At 59.1% G+C, this 25,622-nt stretch carries 22 protein-coding genes and 1 pseudogene; 8 read left to right on the top strand and 15 right to left on the bottom strand.

Going from position 1 to position 25,622, the window contains the following annotated elements:
* Positions 1 to 119: 119 nt before the first annotated feature.
* Positions 120 to 1,055: a patatin-like phospholipase family protein gene (locus SBC1_RS39110; protein WP_165989513.1), complete on the top strand. Its 936-nt coding sequence runs from the start codon at positions 120 to 122 to the stop codon at positions 1,053 to 1,055.
* 12 nt (positions 1,056 to 1,067) lie between these two features.
* Positions 1,068 to 1,958 carry a nucleotidyltransferase gene (locus tag SBC1_RS39105; RefSeq protein WP_165989511.1) on the top strand — a complete coding sequence of 297 codons (891 nt, stop codon included), beginning with the start codon at positions 1,068 to 1,070 and terminating at the stop codon, positions 1,956 to 1,958.
* A 147-nt stretch (positions 1,959 to 2,105) separates the two neighbouring features.
* On the opposite strand, the gene SBC1_RS39100 is transcribed toward SBC1_RS39105, so the two are convergent.
* The 15 genes from SBC1_RS39100 to SBC1_RS39030 form a co-directional block, all read right to left on the bottom strand.
* Entirely contained in the window at positions 2,106 to 3,074 is a 969-nt protein-coding gene (locus SBC1_RS39100; RefSeq protein ID WP_165989509.1) for a hypothetical protein, read from the bottom strand.
* Between the two features lie 713 nt (positions 3,075 to 3,787).
* Positions 3,788 to 4,822: a DNA-binding protein gene (locus SBC1_RS39095; protein WP_165989507.1), complete on the bottom strand. Its 1,035-nt coding sequence runs from the start codon at positions 4,820 to 4,822 to the stop codon at positions 3,788 to 3,790.
* A gap of 483 nt (positions 4,823 to 5,305) precedes the next feature.
* On the bottom strand, positions 5,306 to 5,920 hold the full coding sequence (locus SBC1_RS39090; RefSeq protein WP_243830335.1) for a TniQ family protein: 615 nt from the start codon (positions 5,918 to 5,920) through the stop codon (positions 5,306 to 5,308).
* Positions 5,921 to 6,196: 276 nt separating this feature from the next.
* The gene (locus tag SBC1_RS39085; RefSeq protein ID WP_165989503.1) at positions 6,197 to 6,433 is read right to left on the bottom strand and encodes a hypothetical protein; all 237 of its coding nucleotides are present in this window, start codon (positions 6,431 to 6,433) and stop codon (positions 6,197 to 6,199) included.
* Complete coding sequence (istB, locus tag SBC1_RS39080; RefSeq protein WP_165097072.1) at positions 6,411 to 7,211, bottom strand: IS21-like element helper ATPase IstB; 801 nt, start codon at positions 7,209 to 7,211, stop codon at positions 6,411 to 6,413. The genes SBC1_RS39085 and istB overlap by 23 nt, the downstream gene beginning before the upstream one ends.
* The gene (gene istA / locus SBC1_RS39075; protein ID WP_165097075.1) at positions 7,189 to 8,676 is read right to left on the bottom strand and encodes an IS21 family transposase; all 1,488 of its coding nucleotides are present in this window, start codon (positions 8,674 to 8,676) and stop codon (positions 7,189 to 7,191) included. The genes istB and istA overlap by 23 nt, the downstream gene beginning before the upstream one ends.
* Positions 8,669 to 9,067, bottom strand: a complete 399-nt coding sequence (locus SBC1_RS39070) for a hypothetical protein (protein ID WP_147408238.1) — start codon at positions 9,065 to 9,067, stop codon at positions 8,669 to 8,671. The genes istA and SBC1_RS39070 overlap by 8 nt, the downstream gene beginning before the upstream one ends.
* Positions 9,039 to 9,539 (bottom strand): hypothetical protein, encoded by a 501-nt coding sequence (locus SBC1_RS39065; protein ID WP_165097078.1) that lies wholly within the window; start codon positions 9,537 to 9,539, stop codon positions 9,039 to 9,041. The genes SBC1_RS39070 and SBC1_RS39065 overlap by 29 nt, the downstream gene beginning before the upstream one ends.
* A gap of 191 nt (positions 9,540 to 9,730) precedes the next feature.
* Positions 9,731 to 10,069: a hypothetical protein gene (locus SBC1_RS39060; protein ID WP_165989502.1), complete on the bottom strand. Its 339-nt coding sequence runs from the start codon at positions 10,067 to 10,069 to the stop codon at positions 9,731 to 9,733.
* Positions 10,047 to 11,891, bottom strand: a complete 1,845-nt coding sequence (locus SBC1_RS39055) for a tyrosine-type recombinase/integrase (RefSeq protein ID WP_165989500.1) — start codon at positions 11,889 to 11,891, stop codon at positions 10,047 to 10,049. The genes SBC1_RS39060 and SBC1_RS39055 overlap by 23 nt, the downstream gene beginning before the upstream one ends.
* The gene (locus tag SBC1_RS39050) at positions 11,884 to 13,524 is read right to left on the bottom strand and encodes a hypothetical protein (protein WP_165989498.1); all 1,641 of its coding nucleotides are present in this window, start codon (positions 13,522 to 13,524) and stop codon (positions 11,884 to 11,886) included. Before SBC1_RS39050 ends, SBC1_RS39055 begins: the two co-directional genes overlap by 8 nt.
* Positions 13,521 to 14,681, bottom strand: a complete 1,161-nt coding sequence (locus SBC1_RS39045) for a site-specific integrase (RefSeq protein ID WP_165989496.1) — start codon at positions 14,679 to 14,681, stop codon at positions 13,521 to 13,523. Before SBC1_RS39045 ends, SBC1_RS39050 begins: the two co-directional genes overlap by 4 nt.
* Positions 14,682 to 15,088: 407 nt before the next feature.
* Entirely contained in the window at positions 15,089 to 15,949 is an 861-nt protein-coding gene (locus SBC1_RS39040) for an ATP-binding protein (protein ID WP_165989494.1), read from the bottom strand.
* A 23-nt stretch (positions 15,950 to 15,972) separates the two neighbouring features.
* Positions 15,973 to 17,973, bottom strand: coding sequence for a helix-turn-helix domain-containing protein (locus tag SBC1_RS39035; protein WP_165989492.1), 2,001 nt, complete (start codon positions 17,971 to 17,973; stop codon positions 15,973 to 15,975).
* Positions 17,970 to 18,605, bottom strand: coding sequence for a hypothetical protein (locus SBC1_RS39030; RefSeq protein WP_165989490.1), 636 nt, complete (start codon positions 18,603 to 18,605; stop codon positions 17,970 to 17,972). The genes SBC1_RS39035 and SBC1_RS39030 overlap by 4 nt, the downstream gene beginning before the upstream one ends.
* Before the next feature lie 287 nt (positions 18,606 to 18,892).
* Here SBC1_RS39030 and SBC1_RS39025 point away from each other — a divergent pair, with 287 nt between their 5' ends.
* The 6 genes and pseudogenes from SBC1_RS39025 to gmtX (SBC1_RS40385) all read left to right on the top strand — a co-directional run.
* Positions 18,893 to 19,192, top strand: coding sequence for a hypothetical protein (locus tag SBC1_RS39025; RefSeq protein WP_165989488.1), 300 nt, complete (start codon positions 18,893 to 18,895; stop codon positions 19,190 to 19,192).
* A gap of 13 nt (positions 19,193 to 19,205) precedes the next feature.
* Positions 19,206 to 20,597, top strand: coding sequence for a gamma-mobile-trio recombinase GmtY (gmtY, locus tag SBC1_RS39020; protein ID WP_165989486.1), 1,392 nt, complete (start codon positions 19,206 to 19,208; stop codon positions 20,595 to 20,597).
* Between the two features lie 9 nt (positions 20,598 to 20,606).
* The gene (locus SBC1_RS39015) at positions 20,607 to 23,207 is read left to right on the top strand and encodes an integrase family protein (protein ID WP_165989484.1); all 2,601 of its coding nucleotides are present in this window, start codon (positions 20,607 to 20,609) and stop codon (positions 23,205 to 23,207) included.
* The gene (gmtX, locus tag SBC1_RS39010) at positions 23,204 to 23,899 is read left to right on the top strand and encodes a gamma-mobile-trio protein GmtX (RefSeq protein WP_243830334.1); all 696 of its coding nucleotides are present in this window, start codon (positions 23,204 to 23,206) and stop codon (positions 23,897 to 23,899) included. The genes SBC1_RS39015 and gmtX (SBC1_RS39010) overlap by 4 nt, the downstream gene beginning before the upstream one ends.
* On the top strand, positions 23,838 to 25,130 hold the full coding sequence (locus tag SBC1_RS39005) for an IS701 family transposase (protein ID WP_165989156.1): 1,293 nt from the start codon (positions 23,838 to 23,840) through the stop codon (positions 25,128 to 25,130). Before gmtX (SBC1_RS39010) ends, SBC1_RS39005 begins: the two co-directional genes overlap by 62 nt.
* 104 nt (positions 25,131 to 25,234) lie before the next feature.
* Positions 25,235 to 25,351, top strand: a pseudogene (gene gmtX, locus SBC1_RS40385) (gamma-mobile-trio protein GmtX); the annotation flags it as partial.
* Between the last annotated feature and the right edge of the window lie 271 nt (positions 25,352 to 25,622).

Here is a 25,622-nt window from a genome sequence, read left to right as displayed (position 1 = left end):
TGCCACTTCACCCGTTGGATGCGGTATTGGAAGATGAGCGAACTGGAAGTGTGTGCTGTACGCAGAACGCCTCGTCTTTACGTGGACGACTGTCGCATCCTGAAACGGATAGGACCTATATGGACGAACAACCGCAGCCTCAAACGTGCCGCATCCTCGCTCTGGATGGCGGTGGGGCAAAGGGCTTCTACAGTATCGGCATCCTGAAACAGCTCGAAGCTTTGCTCGGAGGCAAGCCGCTGAGTGAACAGTTCGACTTGATCTTTGGGACCAGCACCGGGGCCATCATCGCGGCACTCCTGGCCCTGGGCAAAACGGTTGATGAGATTCATGCGCTCTACCGCACGCACGTCCCGCAGATCATGGGTTTGCGCTTCAGCGGATCTCGCACCAGAGCCCTTGAAAAGCTCGCTGTTGATGTTTTCGGCGATCAGAAGTTCGAAGCGGTTCAAACAGGTATTGGTGTCGTCGCTTCGCGGTGGCGCGAAGAACGACCAATGATCTTCAAGGCGAGCGTGGCACAGGCGCATGGGATGCATGCCACGTTCCAGCCCGGATTCGGTTGCACCATCGCGGACGCGGTGGTGGCGTCGTGCTCCGCCTATCCCTTCTTCAACCGAAAGATAATCACTACGTCGGATGGCAGTGAGATCGAACTCCTAGACGGCGGCTACTGCGCAAACAACCCCACGCTCTACGCGATAGCCGATGCGGTAATGGCGCTCAAGATGTCCCGCGAACAACTCCGGGTTGTGAGCATTGGCGTGGGCGTCTACCCCGAACCTCCGAGGTACTGGCACAAGTGGTTGATATCGAAGTTCTTTCTCGTTCGACTGTTGCAGAAAACCCTAGACATCAACACTCACTCCATGGAGACACTCGCCAAGCTTCTGTTCAAAGACGTGCCAATGGTGCGCATCAACGACACGTATAGCACCCCGGACATGGCGACTGATCTCATGGAACACGATCCAAAAAAATTGAACGTCCTATACCAGCGCGGCGGTCAGTCGTTCAGCAAACACGAAGACGAACTCAAGAAACTACTGATGTAGGGGAAACAACAGATGGCCATCCCAGAAGACCAGTTGACGCAATGGGCCCAGATCGGAGCGCAAGTTACCTCCAAGGACACTTACGCGACGATCAAGCTAGCGCTGGAAAGCAGCGGGGCTGGATACAAGGAAATGAACTACAAGATTTTTCTGCAGGGGTCATACCGCAACGACACTAACATACTTAAGGAAAGCGATGTCGATGTCGTCATCATGCTCGAATCAGTTTTTTATTACGACATCATTCCGCTTTCCGAGCCGGAGAAGGCCGCATTCTCTGCCGTTCATCCCGCCGCGGCATACACAGCGAAGGCCTTTCGCGCTCATGTGATGGAGGTGTTGATTGAACGCTTCCGCGATGACGCCGTGCCCGGCACCAAGGCCATCGCGATCCAACCGTTTCACAACCGGCGGAAGGCCGACGTGTTGATCGCCGTCCAGCACAAGAAATACCGCCGATTCACGGCAATCGGGAATGACGAGCAAGTGACCGGCATCTGCTTTTTCAAATCAGATGGCACCAAAATCGTGAACTACCCGAAACTGCATCGGGAGAACCTTGCGGCGAAGAACCAGCAAACGAACGAGTGGATGAAGCACATCATCCGCATCTTCAAGAACGCCCGACAAAAAATGTGTGAGCAAGGGGTCTTGGAACGAGGCCAGGCACCTTCGTACTACCTTGAGGGCCTGTTGTACAACGTTCCGGTGGATCGATTCGGAAACACGTATGACGACTCGGTGGTCAAGTGCATCAACTGGCTGCTCCAAGCGGACCGCTCAACCTTTCTGTGCGCCAATCGACAGTACAGATTGCTCGACGACACGCCCGACGTGTCTTGGAATACGAAAGACTGCAACGCCTTCCTGAGCGGCTTCGTTCAACTGTGGAATGGATGGTAAGTCTACGCCGAGAACCACCGGTTTCGATTCTTCGACCGGCATCTCTTTATGCGCTATGGGCAGGATCTACTGTCCACGTTGCTGCGACCATGACGAGGTTGGCTGCTTAAGCCGGTTGGCTGCTCCTATTGCTCCCCGAACCCCAGCTTAGGCGGCGAACTTCGCCCGAGCCAGGGTTGCGCGCGCGCTACTCAGAAAGGCTGTCCTGACGTCGTCCGCGGACAGCGGATTCTTCAGGCCGTCGCTGCCGTTCGGGTAGACGTCGCCGAGCCACACCCCGTCGATGAGCTTGCCGTTGCCGAGATCCGCCCAGTTGGCCTTTTCCGAATCTACCCGATGGAACGGGCGGTCGGGCAACCTGAATACGAACGGCGAGCCGCCCCAGAAAGCCTGCACGCGGCTGTTCGCAACCAGCCGCACGCGCCACACACCGTCGTTGTACCCGAATGGACGGAACACGTCGCAACGCAGATCCGGCGCGACTGCGAGCAGGATGGCGCGCGCGAGATTCGCCTTGACCCAGGCTTTGCAGCGGCGATCGTCGTTTTGGAGTTGCGCGTCGTAGATGTAGAGTGCGCCGCGCCACTGGTCGTCGACGAGCTGGGCCGTCAACAAGCGCCCGTCACGGCTGCGTGCCGGCGAGGCCACTCGCGCACGGTGCGTGTGCGCCGAGTCGATGCGGTACGGCTCGTTGCCGCTTGCGAAAATCTGCTCCGGTAGATCGAAGGTCCGCGTCCGCCGGGTCACATCCTGGCCGACGCCGGAAAGCTCGGCGTCCAGGTCATATGCGAGATCGAGAAACCGTTCAGGTTGGACGGCACGCCGCGCGACCCCGATCGTCAAACGGGCCCCACCGAAGAGGACGTCGACCGCCGCCGCGGTTGCCGGATCGGTCAACTCCGCCAACCGGTCGATGCATGCCTGGCGATCAAAGCTCAATGGATCGAGCGGCTGCTGTTCGTGGCGGTTTCGTAGGGCGGCATACGTACGCGTGTCGTAGCCGGCTGAGACCGCTTCGATCAAGTGCCCGTGACGGATCGGAAAAAGGTCGGCGATGGACTGGCTGAACGCGCAAAGTTGCGTGTCCACGATGGACTTCAGATTGGAGGACTTCATGTCCGCTCCCCAAGTTACTGGTCTGGTTCGCCGATTACGCACAGACCACCCTTGGGAGGGAAGCTTGGCGAGAGATTTCGCCGCACGAGGCAGCGTCTGATTCGAGCCGGCGACAGCTCCGGAACAGCACCGTGGCGACCCTGACGGGTGGCCAGCCCGTAGAGTAGACGGACCGTTGCTGGGTTGTCAACCACGCGCCCGCGCACTGCGCCCTCCTCGCACGCTCGCGTCGAGCCATCGATGGAGACGTGGCGACGCCAACCGCTTCGGCCGCGCCTCCCCTGCCCCCTCGCCACCGCCTGCGTTTTTTGCCGGCGAAAGCATGGCGTTTTCGGCCTGGCATAAAAATCGCGCCATCTGATAACTGGAGTTATCAGGCCTGAAAGCGGTAGTTCTAAAGCCGGCTAGCGACTCAAACCGGCGTTCAGAGCAGGCTTGTGACGCGGCAAGTTTTGAACACGGTTACTGCACATCTTACTATTTCCTAACAACGCACCAGCCTGCGAGAGGTCAGCCCGCAACCGACGCAAGGCGAGAAGCACGCGAATGTCCCCAGACGCAGACCACGCATTCTCAGCCGGGTGCAACATCCACCGCGAGCATGCGCGGCGAGCAGGTACGCGAACCGCGGTTCACGTGTCCCGAGTTTGTTCGCCAAGCGCGTTGACTAGGAGGCCTCATCGGGCCCGAAAACTAGTTACGGCGAGGAAAAATCAAAGCTTTTTCGTGCGCGACGATTTGCGCACCGGCGAATTGCTTGTGCGCACGCCGGCGGTCTGCTTTGTCTTCGGCACCTTCTGCTTTGCGGTGGCATTCGTCAGTGATAGCGCCAGCTGGTCTCGCTGCTCACGCGCCTGCGCCGCTTCATCGATATAACGCGCGTTCGCGGTGCGCAGCGCATCCAGATTACCCTCCAGCACACCGACCTGCTGACGCAGATCACCGAGTTGCCCATGCAGCTTCTGCACCTCCTGTTGATGCCGGCCCACGCCCTGCTCCGCTTTACGGCTAGCCGCGTCCAGTTCCTTTCGCAACCGTGCGGCCGCTTGCCGCTCGTGGTCGATTTCCAGCAGCGCTCGGGTTTCGGCGGCTTTGAGCCGCTCTTGCGCCAGCGTGCCGTCGGCACGTAGCTTGTCCAGTTCAGAAGCGAAGTCATGTCGGGCGGTTTCCAGTGCCCACTGCAACTGCTGCTCGCCCTGTTGCGCAAGGCCCAGCTGGTCCTGCAACGCGGATGCAGCGGCGGCAGAGATGGCCAGCGCCTGGTCCAGTTCCGTGGCGCGGGTCTGCGCTCCGTCCAGCGCGGCCGCACTGCCCGTCAGTTCCTGCCGCAACTGGTCGCGTTCGGCCTCAGCCTGAGTCTGCCGGGCCTGCGCGTCCGCGACGGATCGTTGCGCCTCGAGCTGCGCGGCGGCCAGTTGGTCCTGCGCCATATCGATCGCCCGCGTCCAGAGCGCGGCCGCGAGTTCGCCGGTCGCGGACTGCAGTTCCGCCGGCAGGTCGGGATGCTCGATGCGCACCCGGGACTTTTCACGAAGAGTGGCCCAAAAGCGCGTCAGCGCCTCGGCGGGCGCGTTCATGCTGCCCTTCTTCACCAGTTGATAGAGCCGGTTGGCCGTGGGCGTGATGCCGTGCCTAAAAAACAGCAGCACGCAGACCTCGCGATACAGCTCCTGCGTGCGCGGAAACTGCGTCCGCAATTGGTCGATTTCCGCGTGCAGTTGCGCTTCCGGGACGAGTGAGGCATCCATGGCGGGCGATTCCGGAGAATAAATATGTTGATAATATAACGTATAACGTCAATTATCTTGATACAAAGAAGTTAATTTAGACATTATGACTATAATGTCAACTAAAATGACTGATTGTGTGCATGGACTACGCCTTCGTCAATATGTCGTCTCTTGAGCCCCTTCGCATGTCCGACTGCTCTCTCGTGCCGCTTGAGCAGTTGTCTCTACCGATCGAGCTGGATGGTGGCCTTGGCTCCAACCGCGCGCTCGGTGCTCGTAGACCAAAATAATACTGTCACTGATTCCGAATTAAAAACGTCAATCCGCGTAAGTGGCGCCAAAATACCGTTCAAAATCATTGATTTACGTGTAACGCATTAAAAGTGTCAATCGCTGCAAGTGGTGACGGTATCAACCGACGGCAAATGCGCGATGCTGCCGGGTACTAGCCACCGCGATCCACATTAGAAAACAGCCAGAAGCGCCGTGGATACAGCGGAATCACCCTCGCCGGCGATCCATGTACCGACGCGTAAACGCCTTGCAGTGTCCTGGCTTCATCGGTCGCGCTCGGGAAGGCGTCCAGTAAACATTCGGGTACGATGCAAGACAGTTGGCGCAGCGATATTGCGCCTCAAGAAGTTGGACGTTAATTCGATACGGTATCTCGTGGCCGCAGCGGCGACATGCCGACTCCACAGCACAGTGATGTGCGGGGCAAACATTCAGACTCTCGAACTGATGGAGGATGCTTTGGTAGCCATAACCAAGACACAGTCGACAGTAGCGGAACGACGTGCTCCATCGCGGTCGAACCTCATCCTGTATCAATGCCGTTCGCAGAGACCTCCTGGATACCTGCAGGTTCGCACGCAGCCGATCAATATCGATGACACCCAGACGCGGCACGAGCCCTTCATAGGGGTCGACGTCCGGGCCCAACAGCCGCGCTACGACGTTTCCCGATAGCGCATTGGCTTTCTCGAATTTCCACAGGATCGAAATCAGCGACTCATACGGGTAAAGCCACTTCCTGTCGAACAGATATCCCAGCGATGGCGTCAAACTGCCTTCTTCCAGCGTCAGGATAGGAAATCGGGGTTCCGTCAGGGTCATTGCTCTACGCCGCTGAAGCGAGCACGCGTCCGGTAGCATGGCGTGACTGGACATAACCGCAGTGCCTGACCGCGTGCTGCCACAGCACGGTTTCTGGACCGTACCCCCGAGCATCTCTAAGTTCGCTATCCTTAAGCACAATCTCGACAGCGCGTGCGAATGATTCCATCGGATCAGATTCGTACTAACAGTTAGTTGCGCGTGAGTGAGTGAATGCGCAGGATAATTTTCGACTAACAATTTTCGCGCACTTTTGAACCCTGCTCACGACGACCTTTACTCGTTCTTCCGCCCGAACGGAGCAGTCAGCACCTTGCCCTCGACGATGCCTTTGAGTACCCGGATTTCCGTTCTCAGCGCTTCATTGACCGATGCCAGGTCAACAATTTCCTTAGTTTGATCGGCGATAACCTTGTAGAGCCGGGTGGTGTCAGCGGCGGCGTCAATTTCAAGTAAAACGGACGGTTTGAAACTCACCATGGCGAGATGATCAAGTGGTGGGTTCAGGATCACTCTGGTCTTTCATGCGATAGCTTTTGCCTTCGATGACGACGGTCTCGGCATGATGGAGGACGCGATCGAGCAACGCGGAGGTCAGCGTGCTGTCGTGGTTGAAGATCTCGGCCCAGTGCTTAAACGCTCGATTTGAACTGAGGATTGTTGCGCCATGCTCGTACCGCTGACTGATGATCTGGAACAGCGCGTCGGCACCCTGTTTATCGATGGGTAAATATCCCAGCTCATCGACGATGAGCACGCGCGGTTTGACGTAGCGGCGCAGTTCACGCTTGAGCCCGCCATGCGCGTATGCGGCGTTCACCGAGTTGATGATATCGACCGCGGTGGCGAAGAGTACAGAGTAGCCGCGCAGACAGGCGGTATGTCCGAGCGCGATACTCAAATGGCTCTTGCCGAGCCCGACGCCACCGAGGAAGATCACGTTGGCTCGCTCTTCGATGAAGTTCAGGCGAAACAGATTCTGGATCTGCAGCCGATTGATCTTGCTGGGCCAATTCCATTCGAATTGATCGAGCGTCTTGAGCACCGGGAAACGGGCGAGCGCGACCCGCCGAGCAATACTGCGATCCTCGCGTTGATGCGCTTCACCTTCGATCAGGTTCGCTAAATAGTCGACATGCGACCAGTGCTGCGCCGCCGCCTCGGTGGCCAACGCCTCGTAATGTTGCAGCACGTAGCCCAGATGTAGTCCCGTGAGCTGCGTGCGCAACGGATCGATGGCGAGTTCGCTCGGGTGCGCGATTGTGGTGTTACGTTGAGCTTTCGTCGTCATGGGGCTGCTCCGGTCCGTAGCGTGAGAGATCCGGTTGCGCGAGTTCGATGTCCAGCAAATCCTGATGGCGGATCAGGTGCAGCGCGCCGGGTTCAGGCAAATCGCGTGCTTTCATCTCGAGGATGTTGGCGATGTACTCGCAACTGAAGGCGTGGAACGAGAGCCCATCCTGCAAGGCGCGCGCGAGGGCCTCGATGCCGTAGATCTCGCTCAGCGCGACGATCTTGCGCATGTGCTGCCGCGCATTGGCACGCCGTTGCTCGAGCCCTTCGTAATAGGCCTGAGCGTGAGGGCCCAGACTCAGGAAGCGCAGCATCAACCGCTGTTCGCGAGCATTGCGGCGTTGTGCGAGGAGTGCCTTCGGATGCTCGGGGTCCTCGATGTCCTGGCGGCGATCGTAGCTGCGGGCATGTCGGGCGATCAGCAAGTTGTCGTGGTAAATGCAGACCCGCTCGGGATAGGCTTTGAGCGTCACGCGCTCGCTTGCGTACTGTGCCGGCACGGAATAATGGTTGGTGTCCAACGCCACGCGAAACTGCTTGGACGCACGTACCGTCACGATGCGTGCAACGTCGTAGGGTAATGGATTGAGCGGTTTCAGATGGGCTTGTTCGGCGGCGAACAGATCGGCGGGTCGCTGATGCGTCTCACCGTGTATGCGCACATTGGCGATGGTGTCGAGCCAGAGTCGGGCCGCAGGGTTGATCGCGCTGAACTCGGATAGCTCGAGCCCGTTGAGGAGATTTTTTTTGACGTAACCAACACCGTTTTCCACCCGGCCTTTCTCGTTGCCCTTGCCGACGTTGCAGGCAACGATGTCGAAACCCCAGTGCCGCGCCGCATCGAGGTAGCGCGGATTGAACACTGGCGCCTCGCCCGCCAGGCGTTGCAGCACGGCGGACTTCAGATTGTCCACCATCACCTTCCTCGGGCAACCATGGATGGCTGCGAACGCGTGCTCATGGCACGCAAGGAAGTGCTCCATCGTCTGCGACACGGTGAATTCCACATACATCAGGCGGCTGTAGCACAACACCATGACGAAGAACGACAGTCGCCGCCGAGTCGAGCCGACGCCAATCGAGCCGTATTCGCCCCAGTCGATTTGCGCGCACTCGCCGGGGGCGAAGGCGAGCTTGAGGAACGCCTGGCGCCGCGGCGGACGAACCTTGTGCACATAGTCGCGCACGATCGTGTAGCCACCGTCAAAGCCAACTTCGCGCAAGCGCTGGAAGATCTGCTGCGCGCTGTACGGATGCCCGTCAAGCCAACGCACCACCTGCGCCTTGAACGGATCAAGTCGGCTGGCGCGTGGGGGCGATTGGCGGGGCCGGTACTGACCGGCCTTGAGCCATTTCGTCACGGTTTGCGGATGCAGCCCGAGCGCGCGCGCCGTTTGCGTAATCGTCAGGTGCTGCCGATCATGGCAATCGCGGATCTTGCAGTACGCCTCATAGTCAAGCATGGCGCTTGCCCAGCGCCGCGTGCAGCCGCTCGAGCTGCGTGGCCACATCCGGGTGGCCACGCGGGGACGCTGCCGACTCAGGAGGCGGCGCATCCAGCGCCAGCACCTGATACAGCGGCCTTTGCCAGGCGATCAAGCCAATACGGATCAGATCGTTGCGGGCCATCTCCAGACGCGCCGGCGCCATCGACAGGCGATGCACCAGCGACGTGTCCGCGTAATAGCTCAGGCCCTGGGCATCGGCGACAGTGACCAGAAACAGGTACAGCGCGGCGGCACACGCGTCACAGCGCTCGATATACCGCTCGCGCACCAGCCGGTGATCGACCCAGCTGAAGTGCGCCGGAATCTGCCGCATCCGCTCAGGGCAGATGACTCGCTTGATCGGCATGCTCGCGCCCCCCGCTCAAGATGTCCTTTCCCAGTTGTAGCAGTCGCCGGGTGCTGCGCGCGATGTCCTCTTGTAACGCACTGTCGGTTAAATGGGCGATCAGCCCAATCAGCACGGCCGGTTGCGCCGATAAGGCCTCTTGTAACGCCTCGCCCACTAAGAATGCGGATTCCTCTTTTATTTCAATGGCTTGCGTGCGGCAGTCATCTTGTAACGCACCGGCCGCTGGTGAGCCTGGATGCCGCCAGTACCCCGGATGCTCGCCACGCCAGCGCTGTACTCGCACGACGTTCTCCGCGCCGCGGAAGTAGTCCTGGTTCTCAGGTAGGGAAAGCCACCGGCGTTGACTGGCCGCCTTGCTCGCCTGACGGCACGCGGCTTGGCAGCAATACCGCTGGTGCCGCACATTGCGCGGATCCGGCCGGAACAACGTCCCGCAACCCAGGCACTTACGCTGTCTTTGGCGTGTCATGGACCGGCCCCTCCCTGGGGCCAGATCATGCGCCGCTGCGCGAGCTAAGCCCACGCAGCGCGCGCGAAGAACAGGCAGGGTCATCAGCACAGCCAAGGAAAAGACCGACGAAGAAGCGACGAAGAACCGAAGAAAAGCCAGGTTCTAGAGAGATGAATTTGGGCAAGAAAATGCAGGAAGAAAAAACACTTTCACGCCGTCAATTTTTGACGACTTTCAGAACGCCGATGACAGGTGGTAGTCGCACGTTGTAACTGCAATTCCTGGTGCTTGTTGTCGCGCTGTGCCCGTGTCGATTTATTGATCAGGACGCGGACCTGTTCGGCGAAGTCAGGATAGGTGTTATGGATCAGGGCTGGGGTCACTTTGGCTTCTTTGGCGACCGCCGAAATCGACACTTTCTTGCTGGCGCGTTGCAGACGGCTCAAGGCCAGTTGCAACTCGGTCAGCGTTCGCTCGCGATCATGCCGGCGGGGCGGTTTGACCGCATCGGGCGCGGCTGCGGCGCTAGGCGTTCGCTTCGCTGCCATTCGGCTCTTCCCCCGGTAGTCCAACGCCCAAGTCGTTGAGCACCCGTGCCGCTTCTTCAAGATCTCGCTGGACCCGCTTAACGTCGCCAGGGCCGAACTTCTTGGCCTCTTCGAGCAGTTCCCTTTGGTGCCGGTAGGTCTCCTGCCAGAAGGGCTTGAAATGGCCATCAATGATTCCGTTGCGGCAAGTTCCGCAACGCCCCTTCTCGTAGATGCCGGAGCCGCCGCAGCCTGCATCCTGGGCCAGGCACCACGCATGACTCGTGCTGCGAATGGTGATACGGTCGGATGTTTCCTCGATCATCGCCTTCCGGTCCGGAAAGTCTTGCGCGCGCAAGGCCATGATTTTCTTGCCAGCCCCTCCGGCCAACAGTTCCTCGCCCTCCAACCATCCGGCGATGGTCCGAATCTTGTGCTGCCGCGTTTCCTCCAGAATTTCGTCGTAGAGGGCGGCGTCCTGGCGTGGGTTGGCAGCGTATAGCTGGGTCATGTTGATTGATGAGTGCTTGAACTGCTCCTTGAGGAACAATAGGCCACCTAGCCGATGCCGCGCGAAGGAATAGGCATATAGCCGCCGCATCTGGTGCGGCGCCAGAGCCCAGTTCATCCCAGCGTCGTCAGCAAACTTTCGAAGCGCATCGCCCCACCCGGTGCCGGACACCGGCACGATGCCGCGACAACTCTTTCCAAGAAACAGCTTGCCGAGATTGGCGCGGGCGACGGCGATCTGTTGCAGGCGCCGGTGCGTCCTTTGCCCTTGATTCGCTTCCCACTCCTGCAACCGTTCGGCCAGCCTTATTCGATGCGGTTCGGACCAGCGTTCGAGCACGCGCAGGATTTCGTGGCCCATGCTCGGCATCAGAAATTCGACGGCACCTTTCTTCGTCTTGTGTTCGAACGACTTGATCCAGTGAAAGGTATAGCCATTCCTGATCTCGGTGCGCCCGGCACCAACTTCGATGCCAGATAGTTCAGAGCTTCGCATACCGGTCAGCACCCCGAGAAGGTAGAAGCAGGCATTGCGGATCGCGGCGACCTCCGCATCTCGCCACGCCGAGCGTCTGCCCGCATCCCGCTCGTCCAAAATGCCGTCGGCGTTCTTGAGGATTTTTTCTGCATGAATGAAGAGGGCTTGTGCCACCGCTATGGGAATCAAGGGCGTCTTGCTGTCCTTTTCGCCGTCCTTCCTTGACTGCCCGACGCGTCCTGCCATCTCGCCGGCGGACGAATTGGGCCATGGATGGAAACGCAACCCATCGGGATGCTGGTCGCGGAACGCGTAGAGCCTTTCCAGGGCGCAGAATTTATTGGCTAGCGTACCCCTCACATGGCCACCATCCTTCTGGGTTTGAACGTAGTTGGTGATGTGTATTGGATGGACGTCAGCGAACGAGGCGACACCCACTGTTTCCAAATATCGGAGAAACGCGGCGAGATGATCCAGGAAATGCTGCAGCCGCGCCACGCCGGGCGGAGTACTGCCATCGGTTCCCACCCGCCAGTATCGAAACACGATCGCCTTGCTCACCTCGCGGAACGGTTCAGGGATGCGCGACCAGTTCAGGCGCTTGTTGCTGTCGTGAGTATTCGGTGTACTCACGAAGGGCCACATTTCCCATACCAAATCGCCGTAGCGCGAAAGCACCCGCTCTTGTCCGCTATCGATGACGGCCGAAATGACGACATTGCGACGGGTCGTCTCATCGAGCCCGGCGACACTTAGGGGCTGCTCAATCAACAGCCCGTAGGCGTTGGTCAGCGCCCGCACGGCTGCGCGCTGGAGATACGGTCTGGGGACTGCGCGCCTGCTGGCTTTAGTCATGTTCGAGGTCCGTCAAATTCGGGTCGATCACATACGATTTCCAGAAGATATGTGGATCGACGCGGGCGCGCTCTTTGGCAGCTTGCACCAACGCCGTATCAAAATTGTCCACAGTGAAGGCGTCGATCAGGCGCATCGTGTGATGAAATTGCGTGAGCCAGTCGCTGCTTCGGGCGTGATCTTTCTCCCGTTCGAGAAACCAGTAGAAACTGAAGAGCCGATGCAGGTCGTCCGGTGCACCGACGATGGCATAGCTGCGGCAGGAGAAGCAGGCAAAGAAGTCGTCACAGGGAGTGCCGTCGCACGGGGCTTTGTCGCCGTAATAAGGGTCCTTGCACCCACCAACGCGTGTCGTGGTGATTGATGCGATGGGGATCTCCTTGCCACTATCATCGCCGTGCTCGCCGTTGCGGTAGATGTCCGGCAGCGCCTCCCCGACGAAGGTTGCATCCTCGCGCATCGAGCGCGTGCAGGCGAGGTAATGATTGTCCGCAACCTGTGGTGTGTGGCCCATCAGCGCAGCAGTGACGATGAGGTCTCCGCCACTGAGTTGCCAGAGGCGGTCTTCCATGGTTTTGCGTAGACGCGATGGATTGATCTGTAGGGGCGCGCCATCGTCCGCCTTGAGTTGATGTCGATCGATCAAGGCCTGGATGCCGAGACAAAGCGCACAACCGCTCAATCTGGTGAGCTGGCGCGATTTGTCGCTAAACCCTTCTCCGATATACAGCCAGCCGAAATCTTTGAGGTCGTCGCGCGCAGCATCGGCGAGAGGCTGGGTCATCGCCAACACCTTCCGCACGAGGGCGACGCCGTCCATGGCGACCGCCAGGGGGCGGTCCTCCTCCTTGGAGAAGCGAAGGCTCTTGAGCTGGGTTGCATTCCCGCGCCGCTTGAAGGTTTCCAGCAACATCATGTTGGGCATAAAAGGATGTGGTTTTAGGCAATTCCGCTTCATTTCCAGGAGCGGGGTGGTGTTGGCGCCGGTACGGACAGCTATTGCCAGCAGGTACACAACCAGCGCCGCCGAGGTCGTGCCGCCGAACTGTTGTTTGTGAATGGCAATGATGTCGTCGCGCAGTGCCATGGCCATCCGGGTGCGCTCACCGGTCGACAGTGGTGTCGCTCCCTTCTGTCGCGCATTGCTGTGCGGGAATGGATTGGCCGGGAACAGCTCCGTGCGGCGTGACACCACGTCGCGATGCTGGAGACCGACGAGCACAGCTTTAGTCCTGGTAAAAAAGCTTTTCTGCGTGGTGTAGGCCCAGTCCGCGTGGTCCCCAAGCCATGCGATGTATGCAGCGATATGCTTTCGCTCCAACGTCCCCGGCTGACATGGCACCGCCGTGGTGATCAAGAAGTCGAAGAAATGGACCAGGCCAAGGGACCAATAGCCACGCACCGTTGCCGGGGTGGCGCCGCCGCCCGCGAGGAATGCCCGCAACTGCGTGGTGCACGCCCACACCCAGGCGTCGATGCCGCGGCCAAGGTAGACAGACAGGTCGAGTGTGCGTTGTGACGTGGCATTGTCTTTGGCTGGCAGCGAGACGGTGGCGCCGCCGTTCTCCACGCTAATGGGATTGATCGATACCACGAGAGAATCTGCTGCGTGGCCTTTGCGGCTTGTTTTCACGGCCGCCCTCCTGCAAACAGCTGATCAATCTCGTCCTCATGGGCCAGCACAAGGTGGCCTTCTAGCGAGTTAATGAGATGTAGGTAGGTAGCCGTGGTAGTGACATCGGAATGACCCATCCGGTCGCGCACGTACAAGAGCGGCTCTCCTTCGAAGGTCGTGCTCTTGCGCAGGCTCCAAAGCAAAAACGTGGCATAGGTGTGTCGCAACATGTGTGCAGTCACATGGAATCCCACTCGCTTGGAAAGCACCGCGAAGATGGCGGTCAACGCTGCTTTGGTGTAAGGCGCGCCGTGCTCGGTGAGAAACAGGGTGGGAAATTTCCCGCCATTGCGATGATTCCTCTCGCGCATCTGGCGGTGGCGAACACTGTAGGTGTCCAATTCCTCCATCAGTTCATAGGGCATATCGATGCTGCGAGGTTTGCTGTTCTTGATTTCCATGTCGCGCGGATCAAGACTCAGCCGAATTTTTTGGTTCGAGCGGAGATCTTTCCGGCGGCTGGGATCGAATACGTACCCCGGCTTCTCCGGCCAGGTCCGACATTCAATCTGGCGCAAGCCCGTACGAAGCATCAGCGAGAACATGAGCCGATGAGTAAGGTTCGGCAGGGCCTCATAGCAAACCTTGACCTGTTCCTTGGTCAGGATTTTGATGGACTGCACTTGCTGTTTCAGGAGGATGCTGGGCGACTTCACCTTGCCGCTTGTGGCATCGACGTGCGCCAGGAAACCCGGCTGCCGACATGTCTGGATCGAGACTAGCTCAAAGGGCAGTCCGTCAATGAGCCCCTTCTCCAACGCCCATTGATAAAAACGGACAACGACACGCAGCCGATTGTTGATGGTCGTGTTCGCCAGCCCGACCGTGCCCTTCGACCAGTCGCGATACGCTTCAAGTGCACTCGGCATGCCGGGCGAGCCGGGTTGCTGCCAGTCCAGGCCGTTAGCAAAAACAAAGGCAAAGAAGTCGTACAGCGCCCAACCATACGATTCCCACGACTTCGGGCTGCTCACTCGGCCATTCGATGCGATCAAGTCCCAGAGAAATGACTGCGCGGGTTCGATCGGGTGGCCGCCCGTATTGAGCAGCAGCGGAAAACCCTTCCAGATCCGCCCTGCGACGACTAATTTCTCATTTGCCAGAACGTATCTCAAAGCACTTGCCTAAGCTTTGTGATTGCCTGCCTGAAGTCTAGGGCCAGTAAATGCATGGCAAGATCGATACCGCCGCCGCCACCTCGCTGGAGTCGTGTATCGAACCATTTCGGGCCGGTGGTTAGGAGTTCAAATTCGCGGTCGCCAACGCGTAGATGCCAGCGGTGCGTGTGACTGTCATGTATCGGAATGAAGCTTGCATCGGCTTTGACGCGATCGACCAGAAGGGGGAGCAGCACCTCGCAGTCCACTGACCGATATTTTTCCAGTTCAACAGCGTCGGCTCGCCCTCGCGCCGCTACCATTCTTTGCCTCCATCTTCCCGAAAACCCCACCCCGCTACTCGTCTGTAAAACAGACTTTGCTACTCAACGGCAAAACCGCGGTCCCTTGGACGTAAGCATAGTTCAAACAAAGCATTGGTCACTAACATAATTAACTATCCTGATCATCGGGATCTCCAGTTGACCTGGGAGACTGGCCTTATGGTGAGCCGCCTCGAAAGCTTCCCATAGTTTACCGGCGTCATTGACCAGCCTGTAACCGGCATCAAACGCCTGAGGGACATAGAAGCGCGTGAAGCTCCAGTGACTTCTCTCCGGATATGCGGTCTGATCGTAGCCATTGAGACACGTCGCTACATCCTGAGCGTTGCGAATGCCGTAGAACGCGAGATCCTCGACCATCAGACGCGCGACGATCTGGGTCTTGCCCGCGACCTGCAGCGCAGTCTTCTGCGCGAGCAACTCCTGCTGACCGACGAGGAATGTGAAGAGCTTGATCTGCTGCCTGTCGAGTGTGTCATGTACGTCGCGCAGCCATTCATACTCGTTGTCGTCATATCGTTGAGCCTCATCGCAAAACAATAGAACTACCCCACTACCCGCCCTGGCGGCTGCCTCCCGAATTCTCAACGCCAGCCGCATCCGCTTGGAGGTGTTGGAACCCGCGTTAGGATCGGGGTCTCCAACTGCCTCCAGCAGGTTTGCGAAGAACGGCCCTTCCGCATGTCGAGGCTTGTGCTCGCACTGCGCGTGGTAGCTCGTCATCCTGGGATAGTTGCGTGCAATGAGCAGCCGCACGTATTCAATCGCCCGAGTCTTGCCAATGCGCGACGGCCCGTAGATGAGCGCACCCATGACCCGGTAGCGCAGACATCGCGCGACCAGTTCGTAAAACTCCTCGATTGCTGGGGTGGCAATCCTGTAGTTTCCCGTCATCAACGGATGCAGTGACGGATCGACCGGACGCGGTATCTCGAGCGACATGATGCCTCCCATGTGGAACAAGGTTAATAGACCTGGCCCGTGCCGATCGTAAGCTTGCGCGGACGGACCGGCGTGCTCAATACAGGCGGTGGGCCTTGATCAGAAACGCCGTTAGGCTTAGATTCCGTATCGCGTTTCGCTGCAGATAAAGCGGCTTTCAGCGGTCCGACGGGCGTCCGAACAGTAGGCGCGGCGGACAGGATGCGCACGGCCTGCGACAAATCCGATGCGACCTTACGTTTCTTCTTTGCCTGCGCCAGCTTGACGTTCAAATAGTCTTCAATGGGATTTGCGGACGCGGACGCCAACGACCCCCGATTGGCTTTCTCTTTGAGGATCTTCCGGCGTAGCGTCAGGGTGTGCGGCATGACACGCCATGCTCCCTGCGCGTCGAGGACGCCGAGTTCAGATCCGTCGGCTAGAAACGCGCGAACACTCCTCATATCGTCCGCATTCATATAGACAAGCAGGCGCTGCCCGATGAGATGTGTACTGCATGCAAGTACATTGCTTGTATACCGAGCGCCGTGCAGGTTGATATGAGGCCTGACACCCTTGTCGAGATAGGCACGTACCCGGCACCGCACCGCCGACTGCATCAGACAGAGCGTGCGTCGATGATGTTCGGGAAGCCAGTTGAGCAACTGCTGCCTGCCGCGTACGAAATACTCGATTGCTTCCAGCGGTGTGACGTTGTTCAGTCCGGCGTGCGGTGTGCCGTGGTAGCTTCCGATCGCGTACTCGACCAGTTCTTCGAGTTCGTCCAGCGACACAAAAAGGCGCAGATTCCCCTTCGGATCTGCCAGCGCACGACGCAAATCACGTGGATGCGAGCCGGTGTATCCGGGTAGTCGGGAAGACAACCTGCTGGCGATGGTGCCAAAAAACCGCTCAATATAGGGCCGTTCGTCCGGACTGTACTTCGGCCCCGCATCGACACAGCAACCGACAAATTCGCACATGGCCGCTAGCGACTCGTTTGCGAGGTTAGCCTTCGCGTTGTCGAGCTTCATCCACTCCCATGTAACGTACCCGAGCTCGGGCAAACGCTGCGAGGGAAATCCGTCGCGAGCGTCAAAGGCCAGACCTGCAATTGTGAAGGATCGCGTGCGGTGCGGCTCTAAAGCGTTCTCGATCGTCTTGATCACATCGTATCGGCTGTACTCTCGTCCAAGCGAGATGTGATAACCCAGAACCGCTCTTGTACAGACGTCAATGATCGCCAGTAGCCAGACACGCTCGATCTCAAACTCGTGCTCAAAACCGAGCTGGTCACGCACCACGATCTTCAGTCGGATGTCCAGACGATGGCCGTCGAATTCCACGACCTGATAGGGACGCTTCGCGCTCGGGACGCTGGCCCCGTTGTCGTGATACGGCAACCCCTTCAGATGCGATGCTCCCGCAGCTCGTGCGCCTGCGGCAAATGTGCGCAACATCTCCGCCTTCAAACGTGCTCCAAGCGATCGGATTGCCCGCCCATGAGTATTGAATGGGTAATCTGCGACCGTCAGGCCAGCAGCACGACATTCCTGCAGAAAAGCGACGTGGAGTGGCTGCAAGCCGTGCAGTCGGGTGTGCAGTCGCCCGTCGGTGTGAACCTGCCCGAGTGATACGCGGCGCCGCTTGACCTGCTGGCGCAGCCACGTTGCGAGCATGGGGTATCGCTCGAGAAGCTGCGAGAATGCCTCTGCGGCCCCGCGGCTGCCTCGCTCCCCTTGCACGACGACGCCCGTCAGCCGAGCGTACGATGCAACCCCTGAGTGGGGCTGCAAAGCGCGGAACCCAAAAACGCAACCGTCGGAGTGCAGCGACAAGCCACGCTCGAGCCAGCGATACAGCTGCCGGCGATTCACGCCGGTCGCTTTCTCGATCGCGTGTACTGGCTCGCCTTGCACGAAAAGCTCAAGTGCATGCATTCGTTGCCTCATGACCTTGCGCGCTTCGTTATCCAGATCGGTCCATGCAATACCCGGCCACGTTGCGAGATCGATTGCCTGCAGTTCAGGCTTGCGGCGATTCATAACCGGCTCTCTTCGGCGACAAACAGGGTCGTTGGCGACAAGGCGTTCACTCGTAGCTCGGGAGCAGTTAGGCGGCCCGCGTACAAGAGCTTAAAGACTGCAGCGCGCGCGAGAATCGGATCGCCGCCAGAAAACTCACGCTCAATAACAGACAGTGCCTTGGGGTTGGCTACGAAATTCAACACTGCATCCAGAAGGGACTGTTCCAGAAGGCCCCGCGTTACCACGAGGCATGGCAGCATGCGCTTCCAGTTGTCGATCCACATACGGGATGCTGCAAGTTCGGCCGGGCTGATGATCCTGACATCGATGGCACCATCACCCTCGAACGTGAGGTCGTGCGACATAGCGTCAGCGGTCGCCGACCCCGGCAGCAGTACGAGCTCCTTTCGATCGGAATAGGACACCAAGAAGTCAGCTAGCAATCGCTTCTCTTGGATCTGTACATAGCCGGGTCGCTCGCAGAATAATCGGGCCGCCGCGTCCACCTCGATCATGATCCATTGGTCGAAAGTGCAACGCTGGTACAAGGTCAGCCGTCGGTTGAGCTTCAGACTGAACGCCTCCAGCCGATGTGCTCCGCGCGGCCTGGTGAGCGCCACCGGCTTCGCAGGATGCGGAAAATCTTCCATGAGATCAAAGCCTTAGCCGCGGGATTCGAAGTCTAGAACACCAGTTGACAAATTTAATGCGGATTAATGCGAATATTCCCCCCGGCTGGAGATACATAGTTGGGGCGGATATAGGCGAATTGACTAGAAAACACCTCTCGAAAATGGCTGTTTTTACCTTGCGTTTTATAAAGCTATATCCTATTTATACATTCTATGTTTCGGTCGTTACGCTAAGTATCCGGAAATGACGGTGTCGAGTAGCTGGCTTTCTTTGAAAGCCGAGTAGCTTGGGCGGAGGTGGCGAAGTGCCGAGAGTTGATGAAACTGAGTTACGCCGCTGGCGAGAGCTGCCCGCCAATCTGTTGATACCTTTGCTGACCATTCATTCTAAATGCGATGCTACATTTGTGCCCATCAAGGGAAAAGGCACGGAGCGCTGGCAGGCCAATGTCTGTGGCCGAGATTATGAACTGATTACCGACGGACCAAAGTTTTACGACACCCGTGCCAACCGCGGCGGTGGGGGCGCGGTGGATTTGGTAATGTACCTGCACCGTCTCGATTTCCGCAGCGCCATCGCGCTGCTACGACGGTTGAACGCGTAGCGGTACCGCTCCCATGTTCGTGACCGTCAAAGCGAAGGTCTACACGGATTCCAGCGGCGCTTATAGGGAGCTTCCGGTCCTGCTGACGCCTGCGGGACCTCTGGAGCCACTGCTTGACTATCTGCTCGCCCGCAGCCATGACCGAAGCCTCGAATGGATGAAGAAGGTCGTGCGGTCGGTACGAATGTTCCTTGAGTATCTGCTAAGCAACCCCGCAGAGACCGACCCCCATCGCCTATTCCTCAACTTCGCGCAGCGGCTCTATACGGGTACCTTTGAACTTGAAAGCCACCTGGACCCGAGCTGGCTATGCTGGGCGCCGCGTTCGCCCCACGACGCGCAACATATTGTGGCGCAGCTCACCGACTTCTTTTGCTGGCTTAGCGACATACGGCCATCTGCCGCCGCGGTAATTCCTCGATACGCCGGCGGTGCCTACGACCGCATGCTCGACGAGGTGGCCTACCAATATCGGCGCAACCATGCGTTTCTGGGGCACACGTGGGCAGTCAACGCCACCCCCGAATACACTGGACATCGGGCGCGATACAGACGCCTGCCAAGAGTCGAAATGGATGAGCCACCAGCGTTCCCTGAGGAGCGCTTCGCGGAACTGCTGTTCGAGGGATTCAAAGCCGGCAATCGGTACGACTACCGGAACATGCTCATCACGCTGTTGCTGCATGGCGCGGGCTTCCGTGAGTCCGAACCGTTCCACCTCTATATCAGCGATGTGTTTCCCAATCCGCAGAGCACCAATCAGGCCATGGTGCTCATTCACCACCCGAGCTTTGGCACTGCGCCGTCGGATTGGCGTGACGAATGTGGTCGACCCAAGAAGGGAAATCGTGCGGCTTACCTCGCGGAGCAATTTGGCCTCGTGCCGCGTACTGAAGTGATGGACAGGCGCGCGGCGGGCTGGAAAGGCGGCACGCACGATGCCGCCTTCTATAAGCGGGCCTACTGGTTTTTGCCCGAGTACGGCGAGTTGTTTCTGAGACTGTGGTATCGCTACCTCGAACAGGTTGCGCGCGTCGCGCGTAACCATCCGTTCGCATTTATCAATCTGCGCCGCGACCCACTGGGCAAACCATATTCACTCGCCCAGTACAACAAGGCCCATGCAGCAGCCTGCGAGCGCATCGGCTTGACCGTGGCCAAAGCGTTTGGCACAACGCCACACGGTCATCGCCACGCTTATGGTCGACGCTTGACGAACGCCGGCATCGAGCGCGCACTCATTCGGCGCTTCATGCATCATGCCTCCCCCGAAAGCCAGGAGATCTATACGCAAGCCACCACCAAAGAGGCATTGGCCGCGCTGATGGCCGCCGCGCAGCGGCTGCAGGGCAACGCATCGCCGGGGCACCCACCTACGCCCGGGGGCTTTGAATTTATTCTGTGAGGGAACGAAGTGGCAAAGGCATCCAGAGGGAAGGCATCCGGTAGATCCGTACCCGCCAACAAAGTTAAGGGGTGCAAGCGAAATAGTGACCCGGCGCTGAGCTGGGTCGAGCGCGAATATCCCCAGTTGGCCGCTTGGCGCCTGCTTGCTGTCGAGTGGCTTAAGGGCGAGACCTTGGGGGTGAGCACCCGACTTTCCGCGCTGAGTGCTTTCTTCGAGAGGTACCTGGTTAGGCTGGACCTTCCGCTCGACCCGGCAGTATTCCTCGCGCGAGACACCGTTCTGCCGGACTTCTATCGGACCGCATGTCCCGATTCCTACGGTGGTATCGCGTACAACAATGCCATCCACGCATTCCTGCACTTCGTTTTACTACACGAGTTCAGTGTGTCGGACGACCATGGCCACCTTGTGATATCGCCCGCTTACCACAATCCGGTGGCGCGCGGCTCCGGAGCCGGACTACCCAAACGCGACGAGAGCGTGCACTCGCCGTTGCCTTATGGCTACATTGACGAGCTGCGCCAGATGCTAGCGGCGGGCTTGCACTTCCGCGACTGGCAGTGGGCACACAGCGCGTTGGGGGTAGGAATTGGGCAACGCGGATACCCAGCGCCTGACTGGTTCCCGGTGAGCGAAACTCAGATTAACCGGTCCGACCCGGACTGCGTGTGGCGTATCCGTGAACGCACGCAAACAGGTGGTGGCCCAGTGCTGGAGATGTGGAGTCCGGTGCGCTGGGTGGCTTTGCTAGTGAAGCTCATCCTACCGCTACGGACGTTCCAGGTGCGCATGCTCGATTCAGGCGAAGCCGACACCTGGCGGTACGAAGCAGGCCGCTGGGTGCGCAACCTACACCCGCTTGCACACGGCGAACACCGGCCGTTGCGCCTGGGCGTCTTTCGCCGCGGCGGGCTGCTCTCGGACAGTGAGTCCGCCTGCACGGTGCTCTACATCAACACGAACAAGACCGCCGACTTCGTCAGGTCAGCGCAGGAGAAGGGCTACATCCTGCCGTGGGCTGCCGGCGGCCCGGTGCACCAGGATGTCTTCCATTGGCTGGAGAAGCTACGTAACTGGCAGGAGAAGTACAACCCCGTGCGCTGTCGTACCGCCTGGATTGAATTAGACGGTCGCCACATGAAGGCCAAGAGTCAGGTGCAACTTGCGGGCTACCCAGACACGTGCTTCCTCTTCCGGCTACCGGAGGCGCCAGCGGGGGAATACCACCTACCTATACGTGATGGCGCTTTGGAGATCTGCTGGTTCACGCTGCTCGAAGCCTTCGAGTCGCGCCTCGCTGACCGGGGCGAGACCCACTGCAACGGGGTACCCGTACGACTACTGCGGCCCATGCAACGGAGCGGCAGCCGTGTCACGCTCTTCCCGCTGCACAGCCTGCGTGTCTCGCTGGTCACGGCTCTGGCCCTTGAAGGTCAAGTGCCGTTCCCGGTGCTGCAGAAGCTGGTCGGCCACAGCCGCCTCATGATGACACTCTATTACACCAAGCCGGGTGCGAACCGAATCCGCGACGTGTTGGTGGGGGCCGCGCAACGGCTCGAAGCAGCCAAGCAGGCGAGCATTCAAAACTTCCTGCTCGATACGGAGCATGACCTGCTGCTCCAGCAGGCCATTTGCAACAGCCCCGCGAGCCTGTCCGCCGCTATCCCGCAGCACCCAGCGGCGCGTAACCCTGCCGGTTGGATGCCCATGCATCACGGCCTGTGCCTCGTCGGTGGCAACACCAGCGAAGTAGAAAGCGTCGCGACCATCGGCGGCTGTTACAACGGCGGACCTCAGATTACCTTAGGCTGCAGCTCGGTCAGTCCAAAATATGGCCCTGTCCCGGGCGGTAGCCGCAACTGCGTGCGCTGCCGTTGGTTTGTGACAGAGCCCCACTATCTGCCAGCGTTGGCCGCGCACTTCAACACGCTGGCGTACCACTTTGACGAGGCGCGCAACGCCTGTCTTGCCCACGAAGCGACTTTGCAGGAATTGAAGAAGCAAAAGGCGGAAGCGGAAGAGGCCCGGCAGCCCTTTAGCCGCCTCAACACGTACGGGCAAGCGGAGCGGTTGTGGGAATCCGCGATGAGGCGGTTCAGCGACCTGGCCGAGGACCTGGTCGCTTGTTATCGACTCATCGAGCGTTGCAAGTCCGCCCTTGAGCCCTTCCACGGCAGCGGAATGAAAATGGTCGCCGTCGGCATGCCGGCCGACGTGCAGTTGGTGTTCGAGGAAACCGAATCCGAACTATTGCAGTTGGCGGGCGTATGCGAGTCTGCCGAAGTCTATCCAGACCTTCAACCCGGCAAGGCGGTGTTCCGCCGAAGCCAGCTGCTCGACGCCGCGCTGTATCGTGACAATCTGCCGCCGATGTTCATGTTGCTGTCGGAAGAAGAACAACTCCGGGTGGGCAACGCGTTCATGGCCCGGCTCGCAGAGCAAATGAACCCGAATTCCGCGGCAGGACGACGAGAGGTGATTCGATTGATAGATGCCGGAGAAAGTCTTAGCCGGCAATTCGGCATCGACCTGACCTCGCTGCTACCTGCCATTGGCCCGGCGCACCGCTTGCCCACTCGCGACTTATTGGTGCGGAGCAGACGATGAACATGACGACGGAGATTCATCCCGATGTTGTACTCGAGTCGCTACTGGCCAAAGGTGCTCGGGCGCAACGGCGTCGCAATCTGGCACAGATGCATGAGCTCTGCCGCGTTCAGTACGACGTTGGCTCGCGCGACTTCTCGCTTCCATCCATTGGACGCCTGTGCGAGGCGCAGGGCTTGCTCAAGGGACGTGCGCTGTATAACGCCCAGTCCGCCGACTATCGCGCGCTCATTGAGGCGTGGGCAACGTACGCCGGTCCGCCTGCGCCAAAGGCATCCAAGCCGTTGGCCAGCTACGAATATCTGATGCGCATTGAGGACCCCGCCATCCGCTCCATCATGCAAGCAATCATCGCTGAGCGGGATAAGCTCAAAGCCCAGCTCAATGTACTGAAGACGCAAACGCAACTTACGGTTGACCGGCGTCCGCTCGGCGCCACGATTGTACCCACCCCATCCACGTACTCTGCAGCGGTGGCGACGATGTCCGAACATTTGACGCCGTCTGAGCGCAACGCTCTGCAAAACGCCATCTCGCACGAATTCCTAGTCTCACTGTGTCATAAAAAAACGACAGTTTCTTTTACGTTTCATTCTATAATAAGGAATCCTTATTTACCAGCGGACTGCAATGGAAAATCTGGAGAAGTTCGATCGCTACATCGAGCACCTGTGCGCAGCGTTAGGGCATGAGGATCGGAACGCCGGATTGCAGGACTATTGTCGCGGGCTGATGCTGCCGATCCATCGCAAGAGCGTTGAGCCTCTGGCAGCGCATACCGATCCGCTGCACGTCGCAGCAAAGCATCAGTCACTGCATCACTTCGTGGCGAAGGCCGGATGGTCCGACCACGCGGTGATGACGCGCATCCGCGACTGGGTTGTGCCAGACCTTGGTCTGGACAGTGGCTGCTACTGGATCGTTGATGACACGGGATTCCCGAAGAAGGGCACGCATTCAGTTGGCGTCGCGCGCCAATACTGCGGTCAACTGGGCAAACAGGACAACTGCCAGGTGGCGGTCAGTTTGTCGCTGGCCAGCGTTCGGGGCAGCGTTCCTGTTGGCTATCAACTGTATCTGCCCAAGGACTGGGCGGCTGACCCTGTGCGCCGCAAGAAAGCCGGGGTGCCCGACGAGGTGAGCTTCGCGACCAAGCCGGAAATCGCGTTGGCGCAAATGCATGAGGCGCTCGCCTCGGGCGTGCCCATGGGCGTGGTGCTGGCCGATGCTGGGTATGGCGATGAAACCGCCTTTCGCGATGGCATTACTGAACTGGGCATGCTGTATGCCGTCGGTATCAGGCCGGGAACCACGGTATGGGCACCGGGCGCCGCACCCCTGCCACCCAGGCCATGGAGCGGTCGCGGCATACGGCCGACGAAGCTGCGCCGCGAGCCGGGTCACGAGCCGGTGTCGGTCAAGGCACTGGCCATGGCATTGCCGCGGGAGGCCTATAGTGCGGTCACCTGGCGCGAAGGTACCAACACGGATCTATCCTCGCGTTTCGCCGCTGTGCGGGTTCGTCCTGCTCACCGCGATTACCTGGGCACCGAGATGCGCGCCGAGGAGTGGCTACTGATCGAGTGGCCCGAGGGAGAAGCCGAGCCGGTGAAATACTTCCTCAGCACGGCGCCGTCCGATGCCACGCTGGAACAACTGGTCTTCGTCACCAAGATGCGCTGGCGTATTGAGCGAGACTACCAGGAGCTCAAGCAGGAGTTCGGCCTCGCGCATTACGAGGGCCGCGGCTGGCGCGGCTTCCATCACCATGCCACGCTGTGTATTGCGGCTTACGCCTTTCTCGTCACCGAGCGGCTCGGTCAGGAGGGCGCAAAAAAAAACCGCGCTCGACCAGAAGCGGCTTCCCTACCCGAAGGTTACCTCCCTCGCGGCAGCCGGACGGGTCCAGCGCCACGTGCCTGACTCGATTTCGACGCTGCGAGTACTCATCGCCCGCGCGATCACCGGCAGGCTTCCGCGCTGTCCCTGCTGTGGGAATGTCAAGTTAACTTTGTGACACAGTAAGACTAGAGGACCAGGGCTGGCAAGAAGGCAGTCATGGCGAAATCACGAACGCGAAAGGTCGAACGTTATTCGACGTTGGCTTCGCGAGGGCCATCCGCAAAATCCTAGGTCGCAATTAACCCAACACGAATCTCTGCCATGAAAGGAATGAGGCTGTCGTCATCCTCGTAACAAGGAACGGCACCGGTGCGCGCATCTGCTTACGGTAGGGAAGTATGTATTACGATGTACTTCTACATAGTTTCGGTGAGCCGCTGGCAGCTCCGTCACGTCGAGTCCTGCAGTCACTTGTTGGCCAACTATGTATGTCCAGGGTATAAGTTATGCGAATTGACGATTTTATTTCGTTCGGACTGCAAATATAAATGTCAATCCGATTCCGTGCAGTCG

Source organism: Caballeronia sp. SBC1 (assembly GCF_011493005.1).
Lineage (GTDB): Bacteria > Pseudomonadota > Gammaproteobacteria > Burkholderiales > Burkholderiaceae > Caballeronia.
Note: the sequence above shows the minus strand (reverse complement) of the source record. Positions and strands in the feature narration are given on the sequence as shown.

What these genes read in the sequence shown, in the direction of transcription:
- SBC1_RS39005 (WP_165989156.1), top strand. Translation starts at nt 23,838, where the DNA reads ATGGAAAATCTGGAGAAGTTCGATCGCTACATCGAGCACCTGTGCGCA.
- SBC1_RS39055 (WP_165989500.1), bottom strand. Translation starts at nt 11,891, where the DNA reads ATGACTAAAGCCAGCAGGCGCGCAGTCCCCAGACCGTATCTCCAGCGC.
- istB (WP_165097072.1), bottom strand. Translation starts at nt 7,211, where the DNA reads ATGACGACGAAAGCTCAACGTAACACCACAATCGCGCACCCGAGCGAA.
- SBC1_RS39065 (WP_165097078.1), bottom strand. Translation starts at nt 9,539, where the DNA reads ATGACACGCCAAAGACAGCGTAAGTGCCTGGGTTGCGGGACGTTGTTC.
- SBC1_RS39105 (WP_165989511.1), top strand. Translation starts at nt 1,068, where the DNA reads ATGGCCATCCCAGAAGACCAGTTGACGCAATGGGCCCAGATCGGAGCG.
- SBC1_RS39100 (WP_165989509.1), bottom strand. Translation starts at nt 3,074, where the DNA reads ATGAAGTCCTCCAATCTGAAGTCCATCGTGGACACGCAACTTTGCGCG.
- istA (WP_165097075.1), bottom strand. Translation starts at nt 8,676, where the DNA reads ATGCTTGACTATGAGGCGTACTGCAAGATCCGCGATTGCCATGATCGG.
- gmtX (WP_243830334.1), top strand. Translation starts at nt 23,204, where the DNA reads ATGAACATGACGACGGAGATTCATCCCGATGTTGTACTCGAGTCGCTA.
- SBC1_RS39060 (WP_165989502.1), bottom strand. Translation starts at nt 10,069, where the DNA reads ATGGCAGCGAAGCGAACGCCTAGCGCCGCAGCCGCGCCCGATGCGGTC.
- gmtY (WP_165989486.1), top strand. Translation starts at nt 19,206, where the DNA reads ATGTTCGTGACCGTCAAAGCGAAGGTCTACACGGATTCCAGCGGCGCT.
- SBC1_RS39110 (WP_165989513.1), top strand. Translation starts at nt 120, where the DNA reads ATGGACGAACAACCGCAGCCTCAAACGTGCCGCATCCTCGCTCTGGAT.
- SBC1_RS39030 (WP_165989490.1), bottom strand. Translation starts at nt 18,605, where the DNA reads ATGGAAGATTTTCCGCATCCTGCGAAGCCGGTGGCGCTCACCAGGCCG.
- SBC1_RS39070 (WP_147408238.1), bottom strand. Translation starts at nt 9,067, where the DNA reads ATGCCGATCAAGCGAGTCATCTGCCCTGAGCGGATGCGGCAGATTCCG.
- SBC1_RS39095 (WP_165989507.1), bottom strand. Translation starts at nt 4,822, where the DNA reads ATGGATGCCTCACTCGTCCCGGAAGCGCAACTGCACGCGGAAATCGAC.
- SBC1_RS39035 (WP_165989492.1), bottom strand. Translation starts at nt 17,973, where the DNA reads ATGAATCGCCGCAAGCCTGAACTGCAGGCAATCGATCTCGCAACGTGG.
- SBC1_RS39090 (WP_243830335.1), bottom strand. Translation starts at nt 5,920, where the DNA reads ATGACCCTGACGGAACCCCGATTTCCTATCCTGACGCTGGAAGAAGGC.
- SBC1_RS39040 (WP_165989494.1), bottom strand. Translation starts at nt 15,949, where the DNA reads ATGTCGCTCGAGATACCGCGTCCGGTCGATCCGTCACTGCATCCGTTG.